The organism is Streptomyces sp. NPDC055955 (assembly GCF_042270245.1).
In the GTDB taxonomy this organism is placed as follows: domain Bacteria; phylum Actinomycetota; class Actinomycetes; order Streptomycetales; family Streptomycetaceae; genus Streptomyces.
This window is the reverse complement of the sequence record NZ_JBHJYS010000010.1, coordinates 238,064-259,888: the sequence shown is the minus strand read 5'-3', so window position 1 is coordinate 259,888 and position 21,825 is coordinate 238,064. Positions and strand designations below refer to the sequence as shown.

At 68.5% G+C, this 21,825-nt stretch carries 11 protein-coding genes; 4 read left to right on the top strand and 7 right to left on the bottom strand.

Annotated features, from left to right (window positions below):
* Positions 1–146: 146 nt before the first annotated feature.
* The 3 genes from ACFC96_RS22045 to ACFC96_RS22035 form a co-directional block, all read right to left on the bottom strand.
* A complete protein-coding gene (locus ACFC96_RS22045; RefSeq protein WP_376225646.1) occupies positions 147–704 on the bottom strand; it encodes a hypothetical protein in 558 nt (185 codons plus the stop codon).
* A 72-nt stretch (positions 705–776) separates the two neighbouring features.
* Positions 777–1,241: an SMI1/KNR4 family protein gene (locus tag ACFC96_RS22040; RefSeq protein WP_340461185.1), complete on the bottom strand. Its 465-nt coding sequence runs from the start codon at positions 1,239–1,241 to the stop codon at positions 777–779.
* 257 nt (positions 1,242–1,498) lie between these two features.
* On the bottom strand, positions 1,499–9,193 hold the full coding sequence (locus tag ACFC96_RS22035) for a DNRLRE domain-containing protein (protein ID WP_376613757.1): 7,695 nt from the start codon (positions 9,191–9,193) through the stop codon (positions 1,499–1,501).
* A gap of 1,767 nt (positions 9,194–10,960) precedes the next feature.
* Here ACFC96_RS22035 and ACFC96_RS22030 point away from each other — a divergent pair.
* The 3 genes from ACFC96_RS22030 to ACFC96_RS22020 all read left to right on the top strand — a co-directional run bounded on the left by ACFC96_RS22030 (position 10,961) and on the right by ACFC96_RS22020 (position 16,849).
* Positions 10,961–11,566, top strand: coding sequence for a hypothetical protein (locus tag ACFC96_RS22030; protein WP_376613695.1), 606 nt, complete (start codon positions 10,961–10,963; stop codon positions 11,564–11,566).
* Positions 11,563–13,956, top strand: coding sequence for an N-acetylmuramoyl-L-alanine amidase (locus ACFC96_RS22025; RefSeq protein ID WP_376613693.1), 2,394 nt, complete (start codon positions 11,563–11,565; stop codon positions 13,954–13,956). Before ACFC96_RS22030 ends, ACFC96_RS22025 begins: the two co-directional genes overlap by 4 nt.
* A gap of 223 nt (positions 13,957–14,179) precedes the next feature.
* Positions 14,180–16,849 (top strand): FG-GAP-like repeat-containing protein, encoded by a 2,670-nt coding sequence (locus tag ACFC96_RS22020; protein WP_376613691.1) that lies wholly within the window; start codon positions 14,180–14,182, stop codon positions 16,847–16,849.
* Positions 16,850–17,159: 310 nt separating this feature from the next.
* Here ACFC96_RS22020 and ACFC96_RS22015 read toward each other — a convergent pair whose 3' ends face one another.
* From ACFC96_RS22015 to ACFC96_RS22000, 4 genes are all read right to left on the bottom strand, one after another.
* The gene (locus ACFC96_RS22015) at positions 17,160–17,924 is read right to left on the bottom strand and encodes a hypothetical protein (RefSeq protein ID WP_376613689.1); all 765 of its coding nucleotides are present in this window, start codon (positions 17,922–17,924) and stop codon (positions 17,160–17,162) included.
* Complete coding sequence (locus ACFC96_RS22010; protein ID WP_376259973.1) at positions 17,924–18,481, bottom strand: hypothetical protein; 558 nt, start codon at positions 18,479–18,481, stop codon at positions 17,924–17,926. Before ACFC96_RS22010 ends, ACFC96_RS22015 begins: the two co-directional genes overlap by 1 nt.
* 74 nt (positions 18,482–18,555) lie before the next feature.
* Entirely contained in the window at positions 18,556–19,065 is a 510-nt protein-coding gene (locus tag ACFC96_RS22005) for a hypothetical protein (RefSeq protein ID WP_376613687.1), read from the bottom strand.
* A gap of 166 nt (positions 19,066–19,231) precedes the next feature.
* Positions 19,232–20,839 carry a glycoside hydrolase family 20 protein gene (locus ACFC96_RS22000; RefSeq protein WP_376613685.1) on the bottom strand — a complete coding sequence of 536 codons (1,608 nt, stop codon included), beginning with the start codon at positions 20,837–20,839 and terminating at the stop codon, positions 19,232–19,234.
* A 357-nt stretch (positions 20,840–21,196) separates the two neighbouring features.
* Between ACFC96_RS22000 and ACFC96_RS21995 the strand changes: the two genes are divergently transcribed.
* Positions 21,197–21,766 carry a 2-oxo-4-hydroxy-4-carboxy-5-ureidoimidazoline decarboxylase gene (locus ACFC96_RS21995; protein ID WP_376259979.1) on the top strand — a complete coding sequence of 190 codons (570 nt, stop codon included), beginning with the start codon at positions 21,197–21,199 and terminating at the stop codon, positions 21,764–21,766.
* Positions 21,767–21,825 lie beyond the last annotated feature (59 nt).

The window sequence follows — 21,825 nt, the reverse complement described above, 5'->3', positions numbered from 1 at the left end:
TTCCTGCGCTCACGCGCGAGTCCGCCGTCTTCCTTGATCGCCCGTCTCTCCCGCCGGACACGGAAGCCGATGTACGCCCACGCGGGAAGCGTCGCGAGCCCCGACCTCAGCCGGTCGGTACTCCTTCGGCCCACCCGGGCTGCCACTCAGTCGATACGGTCGCTCAGGCCCAGCACCTGCGGGTTGCTGCTCGGGAAGTTCCGGGGCATGCCCGGCACATCGATGGTGCGCCCGTACACGCCGGCCAGGAACTCGACGGCACAGACCGGGAACTCGAACCACTCGGAGTTGTCCGTGCGGACGACTACCGGCCATGCGTCCGGGTCCGCGGGGCTCGTCTTCCAGTACAAGACGTCCCCCGAACTGGAATCCCCCCAGGAAATCAGGCCTCCCGGCTGCGGGTAGGGAACGTAGTCCTCCGTTTCGCCCATCTCGTACAGATCCTGAAGGATCTCGTCCTCCCTGGACTGGGACGCCCATGACTCCTCGGTGCCGGGTCGGGGAACGGACACGCTCAGGAAGTCGTCGATGACCAGAACCGGATACGCCTCCGCCAAAGAACGGAAGTCCGAGGGCAGCGCCGTCCCGAGGATTGCCTCAAGGGCGGCCCAGGCCACGCTGCGCCCCGCCGCCACACGCCACTGCGTCATCGCCGGAAGCGCGGCCTCCAGCTCTTCGATGCTCAGCTGCGTGTCGTCTGCCAATCCGGCCCGGGCACTGTCGCCTCTTCGCGCATTCACCACCATCCGAACCGATCACCGCACAGCGGATCCAGACTAATTTGATCCAGGGACAGGTTCGAAAGAAGGATCCAAAGAATAGCGAGCCACTCCAAAAGGTGAGAATTCAGGATCCGTGAGAGCCTTGTAGAGAAATTCCGATGTCGACATCTCGAATCGATGCCACTCCCTTGAAGAGTGGGTCCGCGCAAGAATAGGCCAGCTCGCTGGATCGGGCCCCTCCGCCAGCCAGTAGTACTCATCGGCCCATTCGGTGGAACCCCACGGAATCAGCCCGCCACGGCCAGGCCGGTAGATGCCATATGGAGCATACAGGGATGCCCCTCCACCGTCCCCGTCAGCAGGGGAGTCACCCTCAACAGAAAGAGAGCTATGCCATTCGCTCAAAAGGTCGAACACTTTACCTTCGTCACGAACACAGAAATAGATCACGTCACAGAAGGTGCCTGCCCCGAAGGCCTCACCCAACTCCTTGTAATCGCCGGGGAGTTGCGTGCCCATTTCTCCTTCCATTCTCTCGAACTGGCCCGAAGGCATCTCCCTGGGCTCCCACTCGATATATTCCAGCAACCGTTGCACCCACATACAGAACCCCCAAGTCACGAAAAGATATGGAAAAGATATGGGGGAATCACTCCAACAGTGATTCCCCCACACCAAGGCATCCTACATTCCTACCAGATCGAATCACTCAAGACTTTGGAACACGCGACGGCGAGTCCCCAAACCTCCGAGCAGTCCGTCCTCACGCACACAACCTACGGCTGCTCACCTGTAGGAGTGTTCCAGATGGTTATCGGCCCCGAAGACACTCCGGTGTCCAGGTTGCTCCACTGGATGCTCAGATAGTCCGGCGCACCATTCGCTCCGGAATAGTGAGCTGATACCTGATAGGCCACTGTCTGTCCGGATTTCACCATGCTCGCCACTTCGTCCTCAACCGACCTCATTTGCTTTCGGTTGGGCGTTCCGTAGAGAGCAACCAGGTTCCTACGGTCGGTCCCCGTGCCGCCGAGTTGGTTACCCAACAGGTGGCCTCGGTTCATGCCCACCCCCTTCTTGAACCCAGTCGGGTCCAACTCCGGGTAATCGCGCTGTGGTCGCGGCACGTCGGAGCCGACAATCGCCGATCCATTGCTCAGCTCCCCAGTTTCCTTGGTCCACTCATCGACGTAGGTGAAATCTCCGTCATTGAGACAGGCCTGAACGCCTTGCGCCCTGCCCTTGTCGTCGAGCGGGCTGTAGTAGACGAAGGTGTTGCCTTTTCCGCAGTTGTCCTTGGTCCTGGGGTAAAGATCGGCCCCCGGCTGCCACTCGTTCTCCTCCTTCGGCGTGACGAACAGGCCCTTGCTGTAGTCGGGCTTGGCGCCGGGCTTTGACAGATAACCCCCGGGCGCGGTCTCCGTGGGCGCGGATGCATACGCGAAGACGGATGCCGCGATACCCCAAGGAGTCAGCCGACTCAGCAGGCTGCCCCCACTCGCCGCAGTACTCGCCGCAGCGTCAGCGGCGCCCGACAGGGCACCTTCCAACGCTTCGGCACCGCCCTCCAGCGCGCTGCCGATGTCGCTGATCACGCCCGCGCCCGGGATGGAAAGATGGCCGTCGAGCTCCACCATGCTGGTGGGGTTGCCACCGCCGAAGGCGTAGCGGTTGCCGGTGTAGGGGTCGGCGCCGAGGTTCATGTCGGCGAGGGCGCCGTTGTACATGTCCCGGCTTGTGAAGCGGTTCAGGCCGGGGCTGTAGTTACGGAAACCCATGTCGTACGTTCCGGACTGGGCGTCCCAGCGCTTGGCGTTGAACCGGTAGGGGTTGTAGGCCTCCTTCGTCGGGTCCGCCGTATCCGGCTTGTCGATACCGGTGAAGTCGGAGGTGTCGTCAGCTCCGTAGGCGGTGTAGCCGTAGGTCGCCTTGGTGTCGCCGTTGTTGTCCGTCAGTGTCTCGACGTCGGAGTGGCCGTTGTAGCCGTAGTAGCCGTCCTCGGTCGTGCCGTCGGTGTTGTGCTTGACCTGCGAGAGGCGCTCGCCCCACGGGCTGTACTGGTACGACTTGGTGAGGGTGCCGGCGACCTTTTCGTCCAGGACCTCCGAGGAGAGGCCCAGGTACTCGTAGTCCGTTGTCTTGCCCTCGGCGGTCTTCGAGTTGGTTCGGTCGAGCGGGTCGAAGCTGTACGTGGTGGACTTCATCGCGCCGGCGTCGTCCCGCTTCTGGGACTCCACGACGTGGTCGAAGCCGTCGTACACGCTCCGGGAGATGACCTGCCCGCCCGAGGTGACGGACTCCTGGCGGCCGAAGGGGTCGTAGTTGTAGTTCGCCGACGTGCCGCTCGTGGTGGCGGTCAGCAGTCGGTTGCGGTCGTAGTTGTAGGAGGTTGCAGTGCCCTTGACGGTCTGGCTGATGACGTTGGCGTTGTTGTCGTGGACGTACGTCTCGATGCCCGCGCCATTGCCGGCCTTGGTCGCCGCCTTGAGCCGGTTGGCGGGGTCGTAGGTGTAGTCCGTGGTGGAGTCGAGGTACGCCGAGTGGTTGTCGGCGTTCATCTTCTTCGCCACGTCCTGGGACTTGTTGCCGTTGGCGTCGTAGGCGTAGGTGTGCGAGTCGACAAGGGTGCCGTTGGGCTTCTTCTCCGTCGTCGACTTGAGTGCCGCGTCCAGGTAGTAGGTGTAGTCGACCGTGTTGCCGTTGGCCTTGGTCTCCTGGAGCTTCTGGCCGCGGTCGGTGTACGTGTACGAGGACACCTTCGGCGACGCGTCCGTGGCGGACTTGCCGACCGAGACCGTCTTCACCTGGTCACGCAGGTCGTACGTGTACTTGGAGAACTGGTCGGGATGCGTGATGGTGTCCGACAGGCCGTTGGCGTCGTAGGTGTACGACGTGGCCTTCTTCTCCGCGCCGGCCAGGTTCTCGGTGGCCTTCTGGACCTGGTTGAGGCCCGTGTAGGTGAGCGTGTAGTTGTCGATCTTCGCGGTCGACGAGGTGTCGTCGATCGATGTCAGGTTGCCGTTGAGGTCGTAGGAGTAGGAGAAGTTGTCCTTCTCCGTGTCCGCCGGGTCACCGCTGGTGTCCCGGACGAGCTTGACGCCATCCGCGACAACGACTCCGCCGCTGTTCTGGAACAGCTGCAACTTGGCCGCGTTGCCCTGCTTGAAGGCGAAGGAGCCGAGCGAGACCCAGGTGCCCTGGTTGGCGCCGGCGCTCTGGTCGACCGTCTTGTCGGTGGTCCCGCCGTCATGCGTGACCGTGTACTTCGCCGTCGTCGCGGCGCCCGTCACCTTCGGGAACGTCACGTACGCGGCGTACGTGCCGTCCTTGGGGATGTTGAGCGTCCACGTGAGGGCGTCTGTGCCCGTGCCGGCCGCATGGGTCTCGTGGTTGTAGCCCTGCTGGCCGGTGATGTCTCCCTTCGTCCAGGTGCCGGTCTTGGACGTGTTCTGGGTGTCGGAGTTGTCGGCCAGGACGACCGACTTACCCACCGGGACGCCGGCGTCCGCGCGGGACTTGAGCGAGCCGTCGGGGTAGAACGACCACGTCATCGTGCGGTCGGAGGAGCCCCCCGCCGAGGTCAGCGTCCGCTTGGTCTGCTGGCCCAGCTCGTTGTAGTCGTAGGTCGTGGTGATGTCCCACGGGTCCGTGGACGACCTCGCCAAGCCGTTGTCGAAGTAGCTGTATGTGGTGTCGTTGCGGACCGTCTCACCGTCCGACGGGGGCATGGAGGTCTTGGTGACCTGGCCCACCTGGTCGTACGTCGTCTCGGTGTAGACGTTCGGGTCGTTGTAGCGGGAGTCCGCCGGGTCGTAGGGCTGGTACTGCCTGACCGGGCGGTTCAGCTCGTCGTAGTCGGTGCGGGCGGTGAACGCCGTGGTCGTGCCTGCCGCGACGGCCCGCGGGGTGATCGCCTTGGTGGTGTTGCCGACCTGGTCGTACTCGTACTTCGTCGACCGTGTCGTGTTGCCCTCGTGCGGGACCTTGACCTCGGTCTGCTTGCCGCGCTCGTCGTAAGTGACGGTGGTGGTGTTGTTCTCGGCGTCGGTGGCCGAGGTGACCAGGCCGTCCTTGTCGTAGCCCTTCTTGGTGGTCTTGCCGGCCGCGTCCGTGACGACCGTGACTCTGTGGTCCAGGTCGTAGTCGGTCTTGGCGGCGTAGTCGGTCGTGTCGGTGGTCGCGTTCTTCTTCGGGTCGATGAGCTTGGTGACGTTGCCGACGTTGTCGTACTCGTACGAGACCTTGTCACCGTTCGCGTTGACCACGGACGTGAGCTGGTAGACCGCGTCGTAGTTGTTCGTCGTGACGAAGTCGGTCGCATCCGCAGTAGTTGCCGTGCCCTTGGGCTCGGTCGTCGTCCTCAGGTTGCCGACCTTGTCGTAGGTGTACGTCGACGTCCGCGGGCTGGTCTGGTTGTTCACCGGCCCGGTCGCCGACGTGACCTGGTCCGCGCTGTCGTACACCGCCGTGGACACCGCTCCGCTGGGTGTCGTCGACGTGGTGACGTTGTCGTTGGCGTCGTACACGGGTGCGGGCGTAGTGATGAGAGTGCCCGCCGACTGGTCCTTCGGCACCGTGTTGACCAGCGGACGTCCGTACGTGTCGTACGTCTGCGTGGTCTTCTTGCCCAGCGCATCAGTGACCTGTGTTACCTGGCCGCGCTCGTCGTAGACGAAGTCGGTGGACTTCTGAAGCGCGTCGGTGATCCGATCCGGGTAACCGGTCGGCCCGAAGGCGCTGTTGACGGTGGCGTGGTGGTTCGCGTCCGTGGCCTTGGTCAGTTGGCCGAAGGCGTCGTACTCGTACGACGTCGTGTAGTCCCCGGCCGTGGCGGTGGCGACGCCCTTGGGGTCCGTGACCGTCTTCAGGTTGCCGAACGAGTCATACGCGAACTGCCACTTGCGCCCCTCGGGCGAGGTCTTGGTGAACAGGTCGGCCGAGAAACCGTCCAGACGGGTCTGGTACGAGTACTGCGAAGAGTTCGCGGGATACGTGCCCGGCGCGCAGTCCGACTGGGGCGGAACCCCGGCCTTGTTGTTCTCCGCGTCACGCGACCACAGCGGGTAGCCCGTCTTCTGGTCGTAGCAGTACGCGGTCTTCGCCCCGTTGTCCTCCTCCAGATATGTGACGTTGTTGTCGGCGTCCCAACCCATCTTGCTGGTCTGGGACTTGGCGTTCGTCGTCTGCACCGGGCGGCCGAAGTCGTCCGTCACGTACTTCGCGTCGTGCGACTCGGCGTCGGTGACCGTGGTGTCGGTGAACTTCGCGTTCCCCGCGTCCACTCCGTATCCGAAGCCGGTCGCCTCGTTGAGACGGTCCGTGATCGTCTTCGTCCACCAGTGGTACTTCGGGTCGTCGCCGGTCTTCGGGGCGAAGTAGTCGAGCTTCGTGGCCTTGCCCCGCGGGTCGTCGGCCTGGACCAGCTTGACGTTCTTGTTGCCCTGCGTCGCGTCGTAGGTGAAGGCGAACACCTTCGGCTGGGACGAACCGGCACCGTCAGTGATCTTCGTCAGCAGGGCCTTGTCCGAGTATTCGAACGTCAGCTTGCGACCCGAGATGTCCGTCATCGACTGGACGTGGTCGGCGACCTTCGGGAACGGTGCCGTCGACTTGTCGAAGTACGTGACGGTCAGCGTCTGCCGGCCCGCGGGGTCGGTGATGTACTTCAGGAACTTGGTCGGCTTGTTGTTCGACTTCCGTTCCTCGTACGTGTACGTCTGCGTGTTGCCGTTCTTGTCGATCGCGGACGTCATGTAGCCGTCGCAGCCGAAGAGGAATCGGGTTCCCTCGGGGCGCGTGAACGTCCACGCGTCGGGGATCGGGTCCTTGTTCGGCGTGCAGTCCAGGCCCGACTTCATCGTGACCTTGTAGTGGACGCCCGCCGGCGCCTTCCACGTGCCGTCGCCCTGCTTGGCGAAGACGTGCGTCGTACCGTCACCGTCCGGGAGACGGATCTCCGTCGGATTCGGGTTCGGGTGGAAGTCCAGCGGCGCGCCCAGGCGGACGGGTCCCGCCGCCTGTCCGGACCAGCCCGCACCGAGCACCGTGTCCGACGTGTCGAGCGAGTTGTACGAGAACCGGGCGAAGGTGCTGAGTCCGCGGCCCGGGTTGGTGAACGCGTTGTACGACCAGACGCTGTTGCCGGACGCGAGGTTGCTCATCACGGTCGAGCCGGCACCGGTGTTCTTGCCGGTGTAGGAGTAGAACTTCTCCAGGCCGAGCGAGTCCGAGGTCGGGTCCTCGACCGCCACGTTCTGCTTCAGGGACGGGATGCCTCCGGTGCCCGCCGAGAGCCAGCTACCGTCCGAGACCTTCTTGACGTCCCACCCGAGGACGTAGTCCGTGCGCTTGTTGCCCTCGTCCGAGTTGATCGGCGTCTTGACCTGCGCGTGCACCGTCGCCGACTGGGCCGGCTTCAGGTTCGGAATCGCCGTGGACAGCTGATTTCCGCCGGTCGTCATGTCCGTGCCGTCGGGCAGCTTCCAGGTGTACGAGAGCTGCCGCTCACCCGCGAGCCACTCGCTGCCGGTCGTGTTCGTGACCGTCATGTCCACCGTGTACGTGGAGTTCGGCGTCATCCGGGCCGGCGTCTGCGGCGCGTAGTACGTGTTCTCCGACGTCGCGTCGACATAGATCACGCGGAGCAGCGGGCCGAGCTGCTGGTCGGCCGCCTCCGACGACAGGAACAGGGTCCGCTCCTGGGGCCCGGTCGCCTCGTTGGCCAGCTTGACCATCGCGCCCTTGTTGCTGGACGGGGTCTTCACCCAGCCCTGCGTGAGCGACGTGGCGTCCCACCAGTGCCGCCCGACCTCGGACACCTGCGCGACCGTGTCGGACACCGTGGCGGAGAAGTCGCCGCCCGGAGCCGTCCACGGGGTGGTCGACGTGGCGTTGTTCCAGGTCGCGCTCGTCTGCGCGAAGTCCTTGGTCAGACCGTGCAGTTCATAGATCGCGCCGTCGGTGTCGGTCGTCGTCTCCGCGCCCCACATGTAGAGCTTGGAGTCGAGGACCGTCGCCGTTGCCGGGATCGATGTCGTGGGGAACTTCAGGGCCGCACGTGTCTTGCCGTACGTGCCCGAGTTGTTGCCGACGCTCAGCCACTTCTGCGGCGTGTACGAGAGGATCGTGTCCTCGTTGGTGGTCGGCTGCTGGGAGGAGAGGGTGGTGTCGGTGACTCCGCCCGCCGTGCCCTGGATCAGCTTCATGGTGCGGCCGGCCTTCGGCACCCCGACGATGCGCGTCGGGGAACCGAGCAGTGTGCCGTCCTTGGTCTTCACCGCGATCTGGTAGTAGTACGAGCGGCCGATCTCGTCCGTGGACGAGTCGGGCGTCGGGGTCGCGGTGGTGTCGGTGTAGGCCGTGGTCGCCTTGTCGACCGGGGCCACCAGCGTGGCCGCGCTCGGCGTGAAGACCTGCTGGGTGGAGCGGTGCAGCTGGTACTCGACGATGTCCTGACCGGTGTCGCCGGTCGAGTTGGTGTACTTCGACCAGGACAGCTCCGGGCCCGTGTCGTGCACGATCGTCGGCGAGTCGAGTGCCGAACCGACCTTGCCGTACGTGATGGTCAGGCGCGGGTACGAGGATGTCTCGCCGCCGTAGTCACCGTCACCGGACTCGTAGCGTGGGCCGCCGGTCGGCGTCGCGGCCAGAGTGTCGTCCTTGGCCTGGAGCACGAAGCCGTTGTTCGTGGCCGTGCCCGAGACCCACTTCTGCACGGTGTCTGTCACCGCGAAGTCGTGCCACTGGTTGTACTCACCGGTGTTCTTGACGATCTGCGCCGGGTTCACCAGACGGATCGAGTCCGCGATGTTGCGGGTCGTGGAACTGCCGGTGTCCCCCAGAACGATCTTCCCCGCGTTGCCCTTCGCGAAGTAGAACTGGGTGCTGTTCACCGTCTTCCACGCGGCCGCGGTGCCCGACTGGTTGACCGTCCCGGTCCCGGTGCCGTCCCGGTGCGTGATCGTGTATGGCGCCGCTGTCGCCCCGTCCGAGGCCGGCGGGAAGTGCGCCTCGACCCGGTAGGACGCCGCCTCCGCGATCTGCGGCTGCCAGGTGTACGACTCGCCGGTCAGGCTGTTCTTGTTGTAGGCGAAGTCATCGTTGGTCGCCGCGCCACCGGTCGTGGTGGCCCGGGGCCACTCGCCGACGGCTGCCGTACCGGTGTCGCCGTCATCGATCTGGACGGTGGTGCCGGAGAGTTCACCCGACAGCGCGTTGGTGTTGGACCACGTGGCGCCCGACTCGGTCCACGGGCCGGTGGCCCGGTGGACCTCCATCGTGACGTCGTTGGCGTTGGTGGTGTGCGCCTGGTCGAAGTACATGCCCAGACGCGCCGAGTCGATCTTCACGCCCGAAGGGATCTCGTCCAGCGGGAACTGGATCAGCGACCGCGCGATACCCGTGTCGGTCTTACCGACGGACATCTTCCAGGTGTTGTTGAAGTTCGCCGCCGGCTGGTCCGAGAGGACCATCGTGTCCTGCGACTGCGACGGGGTCGGCGTGATCGTGATCGTCGGATCGATCGACACCGGATACTGCCGCTTCGGCGAAGCGAGCCACTTGGCGTCCGGCGTGACGACTATCTGCCAGTTCTTGCCGTCCTTGACCAGCTTCTGCTTGACCTTGGGGCTGTACGACACCCCGTACGGGGAGTCCGCGTCCTTGCGGGTGTCCGACATGTACGCGGCCGGAATCGTCATCACCGGCGTGTTCGGCAGCTCGCCGTACAGCTCGATCGAGCCGTTCTTCCGTGCCTTCGGCGTCAGACCGCCCGTGTCGAGAGTGAAGGTGTAGGAGACGGGTCCGTCCGGCGCCTTCGCCAGGACGATGTTCTCCTTCACGCGGCCCGGACCGACCCGGTACTCGAGATCCGCGCCACCGGCCGCCGCGTCCTTGTACGTGACGGTCGACCCCTTGGCCTTCGGGTCGACCGATTTCGCGGCGCCCTTGAGCCCCAGCGTCACCGCCGGGCCGTCCGCGCCCGCCTGGAACTTCAGCAGCTTGTCCGGGTCCGAACCGAACCAACTGTGACCGGAGTTGGACGTGTTGACGAAGTCGTAGCCCTTGGCCTTGGTCGCGTCGACAGCGGTGTCGATCGCCTTCCAGGTCTTCTTCTTGCCGGAACCCGTGGGGTACGCGGTCGGCACCTGGGAGAGCTCGGCCTGGATCTGCCCGTTGGACAGCTGCCAGAAGCGCGCGTGCTCCGTGCGGCGGGAGGTCAGCTCCTTGACGCGCTTGGGCTTGGCGGCCTTCTTGCCCTTCGGGAGCTTCTCCCGGCTGGCTATCTCCAGTTTCCCGCCGGTCGGCGGCTTGGCCTGGTCCTCGCCATCGTCCGAGAACCAGCTCTTGACCGTGCCGAAGACGCCCTTGTCGTCACCTCCGTTGCCGGAGGCCGGCGCGGAGGCGTAGGCGATCTGCGGCAGCGCCGTACTCGCCACCGCCGACACCACAAGGCAGGAGATCAATCTCCCATAGCGGACTTTCACGTCCTGTGCCCTTTCCTTTGCGGCACGCCCGATTTCCGTGCGGTATCGCTCTCGCGCACGTAATGCGGGCATGCCGAACTTCCGGACGGGTTTTCCGTCCGGACGACTGTTGTGCGCCCCGGAGAGGGTCGGCTGATGGGCAGGGAGGATTGGCCGACGTAAGTCCTGAAGACCCCTGGCCGAAGAGGTCTTCCGGGCATGCGTCGGTCGGTTTCTGGCTTTCTCCTTCGCGAGCAGACGTTTTCTAATCACTTGCACATGACCATGTCAACAGAGGGAATCAATCGGGCAGTTGGTCCGTCCCGGGGCGGACCATCCGTAGATGATCTAGACCTGGCGCTCGCTGCGCCCGAACGCCGGGCCGGTCGATCAGCCGGAGTTTCGGGGCCGGCCCGGGGGCCGGGATCCGGCCGATACCGAAGCCGCCGCCGGCCGTCATGCCCAGGGGCACGGGACCGGGGGCTGAGCCGTCGCCCGTGATTGGTCACGCCCACCATTCCGCAAGGGAAAAAGGAGGCCGGGTTTCTGTTCACGGAAACCGCGGCGGGCCGACTGCAGGCGTAATTCGGGTGGTCCGTGGGGTGGTCCGTAGGGTGTTGCGAGGGGTGTTGTGAGTAAGTTTGGGCCCCGTCCCATTCGCCCGCTTGTTCCGGACACTGGAACGGCCGCTCCCGCATGCGGTATAACCGCCCGGTTCTCCGCCGAGCGCGACGCATTCGCGCGAGGGATGCTCGCCTCACGAAAGCCAGGCCCATGCCATCGCCCGAACAGTCAGAGCCGACCGAACCCACCGACACGGCCGATACGCCCACGGATGAAGCCGAGACGCCCGACGAATCCGCGGGAGCCGAGGGCACCGAGGGCGCGAATGAGGCGAAGCCCTCGGACGAGTCCAAGAACGCCGACAACGCCGAGGGGGGCAAGGGAGTTGACCGTCGAGGCATTGCCGCCGGCGCGGTCGTCGTCGCCGCCTGCGCCGGGCTCGTGCTCTACGGCGTGCTCGACACCGACGAGAAGCCCGAGCGTCACGTCCCCACCGCCTCCGTGACGTACGAGGTCAGTGGCGAGGGCACCGCCGATCTCACCTGGCAGGCCCGCAGCGAGTCCGGCAAGGCGGTCGCCGCGCGCGGCGTCACGCTGCCTTGGAAGAAGACCGTGCGCGTGCCGCTCGGCAAGCCGCCCATCGTGACCATCACGCTCGGCGAGAAGGGCGGGCAGGCCAGTTGCCAGTTGGCCATCCGCGGCAGGCACGTCCAAACAGCCACCGCCTACGGCAAGTTCGGCCGCGCCACCTGCCAGGGCGAGTTGCCCGCACCCGAGGCCTCCGAGTCCCCGGCGAGCGCGCAGGGAGAGCAGTGAGGTACCCGAGTCTCGGCCGCCAGGCCGCCCGCACCGCGCTCGCCGCCGCGGTCGTGCTCAGCGTCGTCTCCCTGTCGGGGCGGTCGCAGCCCGCCGCCGCGCAGGCCACCGTGCACAAGGGTGCCGTCCACACCGTCGCCGTACCGGACGGGACCGGTCCCGGCAGGCGCGTCCTCGCCGCCCGTTCGACCGAGGCGTTCAGCATGCTCGGCGTCACCTGGTCCGACCCTGACGCCACGCTCGGCGACGGCACCGCCGAGATCCGTACCCGCAGCGCGGAGACCGGACACTGGTCGGTCTGGCGCACCCTCGAACTCGACGTCCACGCGCCGGAGTCGGGGCCCGAGCACACCCATAAGGGCGTTCGCGGCGGGACCCAGCCGCTCTGGGTCGGAGCCTCCGACGGCGTGCAGGCGCGCGTCACCGGCGCGGAGCTTCCCGCCGGACTGCGCGTGGACCTCGTCGACCCGGACGCCGGGACCCGTACGGCGTCGGGCGCGCCGGAGAAGACCGCGTCCGCCGGGCAGCCGGACGTCACCTCGCGTGCCGGCTGGGGCGCCGACGAGTCGATCGTCGCCGACCCGCCGACGTACACGACCGACACGAAGGCCGTGTTCGTGCACCACACGGCCGGGACGAACGACTACACGTGCGCCGAGTCCGCGTCGATCATCCGTGGCATCCTCACGTACCACGTGAAGAGCAACGGCTGGAACGACATCGGCTACAACTTCCTCGTCGACAAGTGCGGAACGATCTTCGAGGGCCGCGCGGGCGGCCTCGACAGGCCCGTGTACGGCGCCCACACCTACGGCTTCAACACCGACACGAGCGGTGTCGCCGTCCTCGGCGACTTCAACACCGCGACCTCCACCCCCGCGGTGCGTGACTCGATCGCCCAACTCGCCGCCTGGAAGCTTGGGTTGTACGGGATCAACCCGGCGGGCAGCATCGTGATGGCCGCCGGAGCGGACAACGGGAAGTTCACCCAAGGCCAGTTGGTGACGATGAACCGGATCTCCGGGCATCGCGACGGCTACCCGACGGAGTGCCCCGGCAACAACCTCTACGGCGATCTGCCCGCCATCCGCACGCTCGCCGCGTCGAAGAACTCGCCCGCCAAGGGTGCCGACGTGAATGGGGACGGCCATGCCGACCTGGCCGCCGGCATCCCGAAGGCCACCGCGAACAATCTGGCCGGAGCCGGCCAGGTCAGCGTCGTACCCGGCTCCCGGACCTCTCCCTACGCGGCGAACAAGGCCGTCGTCACGCAGGAGTCCGAGGGCGTGCCCGGCGGCTCCGAGGCCGGCGACGGCTTTGGAGCGGCGACGGCGTACGGCGACCTGGACCACGACGGGTACACCGACCTGGTGGTCGCGTCGCCCGGCGAGGAGGTCACCGCGGGCGCGAGCGACGAGGGCGGCGTGAGCGTGCTGCGCGGTGGCGCGAACGGGCTCACCGGACAGGCCGGCATGATCAACGAACCGGCGGCGGTGCGCACGAGCGGCGCGAAGTTCGGGGCCGCGCTCGCCACCGGTGACTTCGACGGGGACGGCGGCGACGACATCCTCGCCGTGGCGCCCGGCGCCGGGCGCGCCTGGACGGTCGATGGCGCCGACCGGGCCTTCTCCCCCGCGCTCGCCCTCTCCGACGGTCCGGTGCAGGACGCCTCCGTAACCACCGGGGACTTCGACCACGATGGATTCGACGACGCGGCGATCACGTTCGGCACGACGGCGGGCGACAGGCCCCTCGTCGTGGTGCGCGGTTCGTCGAGCGGACTGCGCACCTCCGAGCCCTCCGTCCTCGCGGGCGCGGGCGGACGGTCCCTGGCCTCCGGCGACCTGAACGGCGACGGCTTCACCGACCTGGCCGTGGGGCGTCCCGACGCGGCGGACGGTGGCGAGATCGGCATCTATGACGGCTCAGCGGACGGGCTCACGACGACCGGTGCGGGCGTCGTCGCCCACGGCGAGCTCGAAGGGGCCGATGCCGGGGACGAGTTGGGCGCTTCGGTGACCGTGGGCGACACGGACGGCGACGGGTACGCCGACGTACTCGCCGGTGCGCCCGGGGAGGATTCCGGTGCGGGCCGCGCGTTCCTGCTGAGCGGTGGCGCGAACGGGGTGGGCGTGGCGGGCGCAGTCACCTACATCCAGGGAGCGGGCCCGGTGCCGGGCACGGCCGAGGCCGGGGACCGGTTCGGGTCCGCCGTCACCGTCGCCGATCTCACCGGGGACGGCGTCGCCGGCCTCGCGATCGGCGCCGAGGGCGAGAACGCGGGCGACGGGACCGTGATGACCGTGAGCGGCGGGACGGGCACCTCGTACGGGCCCACCGCGCTCGGCGCGGATGCCGGTGCCGGTATCGGCGGTGAACTGACCAGGTGACCGCCAGGCAGCTTCCGGACGACTTCCAGGTGATGTACAGCACACCAGTACAACCTGTGACGTTGTCCGATGGTCGATCGCTGAATAGAGCAGCTACCCGTGCGACGGGTGTGGCATTTGTGAACTTCTTCGAGGGGTGGGGCATTTGAGCCCGCGTAATCCGCGTGCGCGCAGATCACATGCGTACAAACCGCTGAGTCTCAAGCGCAGGGCCTGGCTGACGATGGGCGCCGTCGTCCTCGGCGGCGCGGGTGTGGTGACGTACGCCGTCGCCAGCCCGGAGACCCCCGGCGGCTCCGGCCCCTCGGCGACGACCCCGCGGCCGGTCAAGGTGCGCTCCGCCGCGCTGAAGGCCGACGGCAGCGCCAAGCGGGAGCTCGCCCGCACCAGCACGGAACCGTTCTCGCTGGTCGGCGTCACCTGGGACAAGCAGAACGCCGAACTCAAGGGCACCGCCCAGGTCCGCACGCGCAGCAGCGTGACCGGGAAGTGGACCGACTGGGTGTCCGTGAACACGGACTCTCACCTGCCCGACCCCGACACTTCCGAGAGCAAGAACGGCGTGCGGGGCATGTCCGAGTCCCGGTGGGTCGGGCCCTCGGACGGCGTCGAGGCGCGCGTGGTCGCCGCCGACGGGTCGTCGACCGCACTGCCCAAGGGGCTCACCCTGGCGATGGTCGACCCGGGTGTCACCTCCAAGGAGGCCAAGGAAGCCAAGGCGGCCAAGGCATCCGGTGGGCCGCAGAACGCGGCGTACACCACCGACCTCGACGAGTCCCCCTCGCCGTCCCCCTCGGACTCCGCGTCCGCCCCGGAGAGCCCCTCGCCGTCGGCGTCGCCTTCGCCGAGCGACTCGGCTCCGGCCGACTCCCCGAGCCCGTCGGACTCCGCCTCCGAGAGCGCGAGCCCCAGCCCGTCGCCGACGCCCACCAAGCCCCCGGCCCCGCCCTCCACGGTGAAGCAGCCGCCGATCATCATGCGGTCGGAATGGAAGCCGGACACGTCTCTCGCGGTCAACTACAGCCCGCCGGAGTACATCGACAAGATCCAGGCCGCGTTCATCCACCACACCGTGGACGCGAACGACTACAGCTGCGCCGATTCGGCCAAGCTGATCCGCGCCGACTACGCCTACCACGTGAAGCCGGCGCCGAACGGCAACGGCTGGAAGGACATCGGCTACAACTTCCTGGTCGACAAGTGCGGCCAGATATTCGAGGGCCGCGAAGGCGGCATCGACGAGCCCGTCCTGGGCGCGCACACGTACGGCTTCAACTCGTACTCGACCGGTATCGCGGTCCTCGGCAACTTCGTGGACTCCAAGCCCTCCCGGGCCGCGATGGAGTCCGCCGCACGCATCGCCGCGTACAAGCTCGGCCAGTACGGCGTCGACCCGAACGGCTCGGTGAACCTCGTCGCCGCCGGTGACACCGGCGTCTACAAGACCGGCGAGACCGCGACCCTGCGGACCGTCTCCGGCCACCAGGACGCGTACGCCACCGAGTGCCCGGGCAAGCAGCTCGAGGACCGGCTCGGCACGATCCGCTCCTTCGCCGCCGGCGCGGGCCGCAGCTCCGCCATCCCGACCGCCGACGTGAACCGCGACGGCATCAGCGACCTCGTCGCCGGCGTGCCCGCCGGCTCCAGCGGCGGCCGCGTCGTCGTCGTGCCGGGCGGCGCGAGCGGCCCCGACAGCGCCAAGAAGATCTCGCTCACGCAGTCCAGCCCGGGCGTGCCCGGCGCCGGTGAGAGCGGCGACCAGTGGGGCGCCGCCGTGGCCACCGGCGACATCAACGGCGACGGCTACGCCGACCTCGCGATCGGCCAGCCCGGTGAGGACGACACCTCCGGTCACGCCGATCGCGGCGCCGTCACCATCCTGTACGGCCCCGCCTTCACCACCGGCGCGCAGATGAACCTCGACGAGGGCTTCTACGCGAACGGCGCCAAGTACGGCTCCGCCGTGGCGGTCGGCGACTTCAACGCCGACGGCAAGGCGGACGTCTTCGCGTCCTCCACCGGCACCGGCGGAACCTGGACCGCGCGCTACGCCGAGGGCCAGGAGAGCAGCTCCAACATCACCAGCGGTGACACGGCCCTCTCCTACGAGGACGCCACCAGCGGCGACTTCAACAAGGACGGCTACGCGGACGTCGCGCTCAACTACCGCGACTCGACGTCGATCGGCCGGGTCGTCTGGTTCAAGGGCGGCAGGAACGGTCTCACCAAGGCCGGCACCCTCACCGTGAAGGGCGGTCGCGCGATCGCCGCCGGCGACATCGACGGCAACGGCGTCGACGACATCGTCATCGGCCAGCCCTACACCGCCGAGTCCGGCGCGTACGCGGGCGGCCAGGTCACGGCCGTCTACGGCACCGCGGGCACGGGCCTCACCGCCACCGGCGCCAAGGTCATCCACCAGGCCACCTCCGGCGTCCCCGGCGCCGCCGAGTCCGGCGACGCCCTGGGCGCCTCCGTCTCGGTCGGCGACTACAACGCCGACGGCTACGCGGACGTCCTGGCCGGCGCCCCGAACGAGGACATCACCCGCACCACCAACCGTTCCAACGCGGGTACGTCGCTGCTGTTCAAGGGCTCGTCGACCGGCCTCACCGGCACCGGCTCCCTCGCGATCTCGCAGGACGAGCCCGGCGTCCCCGGCTCCACGGAGACCAACGACAACCTGGGCTCCGCCGTCTCCCTCACCGACCTGACCGGCTTCGGCCGCGCGGCCCTGGTGATCGGCGCCGCGGGCGAGGACGCCGGCAACGGCACGCTCCTGTACGTCCCGAGCAACAGCACGGGGCTCGGCCTGTCGACGTCCAAGTACTACGGACTGACGCAGCTCGGCACCGCGACGGGCAACCATCTGGGCAGCACGCTGGCCCCGTAGCCGTACCCGCACGACCTCTCGCCGCGCGGCTCCCGACACTCCCGGGAACCGCGCGGCGAGAGTCGTTTCCGCCTTGGCGGCCCTGGCAGCCCTGGCAGCCCTGGTGGCCTTGTCTGCCCTGTCCGCCCTGCCTGCCCTGTCTGCTTTGCGCCCGTACTTGCGCCGCCGCGCCCGGATGGGTTACTCACTACCTTCCACGGAAGCGGACCCGACCGCAGGAGGGGGCGGCCGGACCCGGTTCCGTTCAAGGGCCGTCGGATCGGTGCCGTCAGGTCGGTGCCGTCGGCACGCGTCGTCGGATGCCGCGTGCTCAGACTCCGGCGGCGTTCTCCTCGAACGACACCGCCACGAGCCGGTCGCTGAACCGCTCGGGGTTCGTGCTTCCCGCGACCAGGGCGCGCTGCGCGGAGACCGCCTTGTCGGTCAGCGTGACCACGACCACCGGACAGTCCTCGATCCGGTTGGTGTGATCGGGCGCGCACCGACCGATGTCCGCCCGCGTGTGGCCCGGGCAGACCGCCTGTTGCGGCAGCTCGATCTCCAGGTCCAGGTTCCCGATCTCCGTGAAGCGGTAGGCGCCCGAAGTCGGCGGGACCGGCCGCTGCTTCGCCCCCTTCGTCACGTTCGCCGTCAGCCCGCGCGCGGACGCGATGCGCCCCTCGCCGTGCGGCCCGTACACATCGACCGTGATGCGCCGCTCACCCACCGGCGCGGTCAGCGTCAGCGGTCGCGGTCCCGGGTCGATGACCGCGCTGACCGTGAAGGCGGCCGGACCGTCGAAGCGCGGGCCCGAACTCGAGTACCCGTAAGAGGTGAGCACGAGCGCGGGCGCGGGCGCATGCTCGCCCTCGCCGCGTGCCGCGGGCCTCGCGGCCCCCGGCGCACCGCACCGGGACAGCGCCGCCGTACCGCCGTGGGGCAGGGCGACATCCTTCAACACTCCTGGTACGACGTGGAGTCGGCCCGTCGGATCGTCAGGCAGGCCCCGGTGCGCGGCCAGCGCGACGAGTGCCGCCGCCACCGGCAGCGCGATCGCCGCCCACGCCCGCGGGGAGGGCCCGGAGATGCCGTGCATCAGACGCGGCCCCGCGCCCGCCGCGACACGACGGCCCGCAGGATGCGGCGGCCCTCCGTCGACACGTCGAGCGCCTGGCGCAGACCGCCCGCGCCCCGGCCCGCGAGCAGCTCGAGAATCCTGACCTGCCGCCGCAGTTCGGCCGCCACCAGCGGGGACATGCCGTCCGTGCGGCCCTCGCGCCGGGACCGTACCGAGCCCGCGCCGTCCTCCATCGTGTCCAGCATGCGGTGGATCTGGAGCGCGCCGACCGAGCAGGCGTCGGCCCACTCGCGCAGCGCGGGCGCCGACGGGGTGCCCGGCGCGGCGGCCAGCATGCGCCGGGCGAGCCCGGACGCCTCGTCCGTGTCGTCGTCCGGCCGGGCCGGGAACACGGCCCGCGCCTGCGCCAGGCACGCGCCCCACTCCGGACCGCCCTCGGCGAGGCTTCCCCACAGCGGGCGCAGCGCCTCGTCGTCCTCGGCGCCGAGCAGCGGCACGCAGCGGTCGAGGCAGGCGAGACCGCTGGCCGCGAGACCCCGCTCGTCGGCCTGCGCGATCAGCTCCACCAGGCTCATGACGTACGCCCTTTCCCTGCCGACCCGGCATTTCGTCCCTACTGGGCTCTACTGCGTGCCGGGGCGCAGGAACGTCACAGCGGCGCGACGCCGAGCCGGTCCAGGAAGCGGAAGAAGAGCGGCTCGGCGAACGGGTCGGGGTCCTGGGCCAGGACGTCGGCGAGCGGACCCTGCTTGACGGTGCGGCCGCACTCCTGCGCCCACGCGACCGCGCGCCGCGCCGCGTCCGCGGGCTCCAGGAAGTAGTCCTCCAGGGTCAGTTCGTCCGCGGAGAGATATTCGGCCATGGCATCGCGCGCCAGACACGTGGTCCACGAACCGCTCTCCGGCGCGGCCGCCTCGATGACGACGCAGTCGCTGTCCATGACGTAGCCGAACAGGGCGGGCGCGCCGGTCTCGGCGGCCAGCGCGTTCATGCTGCCGACGTCCTGGCGCCGCTCCCCGCCGTCGGGGCACTCCCAGACCTGCCAGCCGTCGGCCCGCCGCTCCAGGAGCGTGAGCGCGTCGCGCGCCCCGCCCAGCGTGTCGAGCTCGGCGAGCGGCCGCTCACTCCTGGCCACGACGTAATAGCCCCAGTACCCCATGCCGGTGTCCCCCCGGTGCCCTCGAAAGCGCCTGATCTCGGCCCGGGCCGAATACACCACAGCCGTACGTGGCTCCGCCACCGAAAACGCGGATCCGGCGATTCAGACAGCGAACGGCGCCATCACGGGCCCCCGCAGGGCCTTCTCGTCCTGCATCACCGACCGCTCAGGACCCCAGCCGGTTCGCGAGTGCCACGAACTGGGGCCACGTCAGCGGGGGCTTGCCCGGGTACCAGAGCTTCTGGATCGTGGCCCGCAGCGGCATGCGGATCCCCTGCGCGACCTGCGCCTGTGTCTGCGCGTTCGGGAAGTCGCACCACACGGCGAACGTGCCGCCCAGGATCTGGCTGTCGTACTTCGCGGGCACCGGCGTCGTGCCACGCACGACGAGCGGGGTCCAGCTCTCGTAGATCCGCCGCCCGGTCGGGTACACGAAGTTGTTGGGCTGGCCGAGGACGTAGTAGAGGTACTCGTCGTTGTAGTTGGTCATCTTGCGGCCCTCGGCCAGGTACTCCTCCGGCGGGCGCGCCCCGATCTCCTTGCCCGTCCAGTAGGCGACCTGCAGGCTCTTGTCGGCCTTGACGACACCGCCCCGGAAGAACCCGTCGTTCCACGCCTTGAGGGAGCGGTCGAACGGCTTCATCGTGGCGACCCGGTCGTTCAGCCAGCCCGTCGTGAGGTCCGCGACCGTCGCGTTCGCCCCGTACTTCTTCTTGGCGGCGGCCGCGAGCTGGGGGAAGGACGCCTCGGGGTTCTTCACCGTCAGGGCCTGGTACTCGTCGCCGCCCAGGTGCCAGAAGGCGCCGGGGAAGAGGGGCGCGTACTCACGCAGCAGATCGTCGACGATCTTCGCCGAGCCGGGGTTCGAGATGTCGACGGCGCCGCGCGTCGGGACCCCGGCGGTGTTCCGCAGCTGGAGATCGGGGTGCGCCTTGATCACCGCGCCGAGATGTCCCGGCGAGTCGATCTCGGGGATCACGGTGATGTGCCGCTCGGCGGCGAGCGAGACGATCTCGCGGACCTGCGCCTTGGTCAGGTGGTCGGGCGAGACGATCTCGGGGTGCGAGTCCGACTGGATACGGAAGGCCTGGTCGTCGGAGAAGTGCAGACCGAACTGGTTGTACTTCAGGTCGCCGATCTCCCGGATCCGGTCCTTGATCCAGCCGGCCGTGAAGGACTTGCGCGCGATGTCCAGCATGAACCCGCGCTGCGGCTTCGCCGGCGCGTCCCTCACCACGCCCTCCGGCGCGGTGCCCCCGCCGTGCACCTCCTGCTTGAGCGTGCGCGTGCCGTAGAAGACACCCGCGTCCCCCGGCCCGACGATCCGCACCCGGCCGTTCTTCACGGTCATCGTGTACGACTCGGGGTTCCCGCTCCCGCCGAGCGCCAGCTCCACGTCACCGGCGCCGGCCTTGGCCCTGCCCGCGTACTTCAGCCTCAGCTCGTCGGCGATGAGCTTGCCCTCGTCGGAGAGCCTCGCGTCCCCGATGACGACACGGCCGCTGGTGGGGCGCCACCCGGGCCCGCGCGCCGCCGTGTGCTCGCGCACGGAGGGGATGGTCTGCGGGGTCTTCGACAGGGGGTACGACTTCGAGGGTGAGGGCTCCGCCGAGGTCGGGGTGGCGGACGCGGACTTTCCGTCGGAGGGGCTCTCGGCGCCGGTGGCGCCCGTGCCGCCCCCGGCACCGGAACAGCCGGAGAGGACCATGGTCAGCGCGACCGTCCCCGCCGTGACGACTCCCGCGCCGGTCCTCGATCGACTCCGCGTACCCATCAGTGATCGTCCTCCGGTTTCGACAGCAACCCCGACCTCGAATTCCGCGTCCTAGGAGGCGACCGTACGGCCCCGTTCCCCCGACCTCCCGTCCACCACACGCCCCCGAAGTCTCCCGTCCGGGTGAAATCGGTGCATCCGCCAGACAGCTCCTGACCCGGGTGGCTAGCGTGGACGCACATCCGCCACACCCTCACCACATGTCCCGTGACGCTCCTGACTCACTTCTCGTCCCAGTGTCAGCCCAGTCACGTCCCACGTCTCGCCGAGGAGCGCACGCTGCCTTCGCACCGTTTCTCCCGCCTCCCCGGGCATGCCGCCATACGGGTGCAGTCCTCACCAGGGCATGCGTCGCCCGTGCGGTCGTCCCCACACGGCCTCACGCGGTTCAACACGCTGCCCACGACGGACGCCGAGCGCGCGCTCCTGACCTGTTGCGGGTCACTCCACTGGGCCCGCCGTCTCGTCGCCCACCGGCCCTACCCGGACCTCGACGCGCTGCTCGCGGCCGCCGACGAGGCGGTCTACGACTTCGCGCCCGCCGCCCTCGACGAGGCCCTGTCCCGCGAGACGCTCTCCCTGCCGCCGCACGGCTCGTACTCCGTCGCACACACCGCCCTCGGCGCCGCGCACAGCGCGTACGAGAGCCGCTTCGGGCATGCGTTCGTGATCTGCCTCGACGGCTACGGGCCCGACGAGGCCCTCGACCAGCTCCTCGCCGGAATCCGGTCACGCCTTGGCAACGATCCCGAGGAGGAGCGCGTCCTGTCCTGGGACGAACTGCGCCGACTCGCCCGGGGGCGACTCGCCCGACTCGTCCGGTCGCTCGATGCCCGGACAGAGCCCCGGGAAGCGATAGACCCGCAGGAACCAGCGGATTCCGGGCGCCCCGACAGCGCGTCCGATAGCCCGTACGTGGCTGTTTGATTGCCTGTTTGATCACACCGGCGGCCCCCGGGCGAGCGAGCCGACAACTCGTCGATACG

What these genes read in the sequence shown, in the direction of transcription:
- ACFC96_RS22040 (WP_340461185.1), bottom strand. Translation starts at nt 1,241, where the DNA reads ATGGGCACGCAACTCCCCGGCGATTACAAGGAGTTGGGTGAGGCCTTC.
- ACFC96_RS22035 (WP_376613757.1), bottom strand. Translation starts at nt 9,193, where the DNA reads ATGGTCCTCTCGGACCAGCCGGCGGCGAACTTCAACAACACCTGGAAG.
- ACFC96_RS22030 (WP_376613695.1), top strand. Translation starts at nt 10,961, where the DNA reads ATGCCATCGCCCGAACAGTCAGAGCCGACCGAACCCACCGACACGGCC.
- ACFC96_RS22020 (WP_376613691.1), top strand. Translation starts at nt 14,180, where the DNA reads ATGGGCGCCGTCGTCCTCGGCGGCGCGGGTGTGGTGACGTACGCCGTC.
- ACFC96_RS22015 (WP_376613689.1), bottom strand. Translation starts at nt 17,924, where the DNA reads ATGCACGGCATCTCCGGGCCCTCCCCGCGGGCGTGGGCGGCGATCGCG.
- ACFC96_RS22010 (WP_376259973.1), bottom strand. Translation starts at nt 18,481, where the DNA reads ATGAGCCTGGTGGAGCTGATCGCGCAGGCCGACGAGCGGGGTCTCGCG.
- ACFC96_RS22005 (WP_376613687.1), bottom strand. Translation starts at nt 19,065, where the DNA reads ATGGGGTACTGGGGCTATTACGTCGTGGCCAGGAGTGAGCGGCCGCTC.
- ACFC96_RS22000 (WP_376613685.1), bottom strand. Translation starts at nt 20,839, where the DNA reads ATGGGTACGCGGAGTCGATCGAGGACCGGCGCGGGAGTCGTCACGGCG.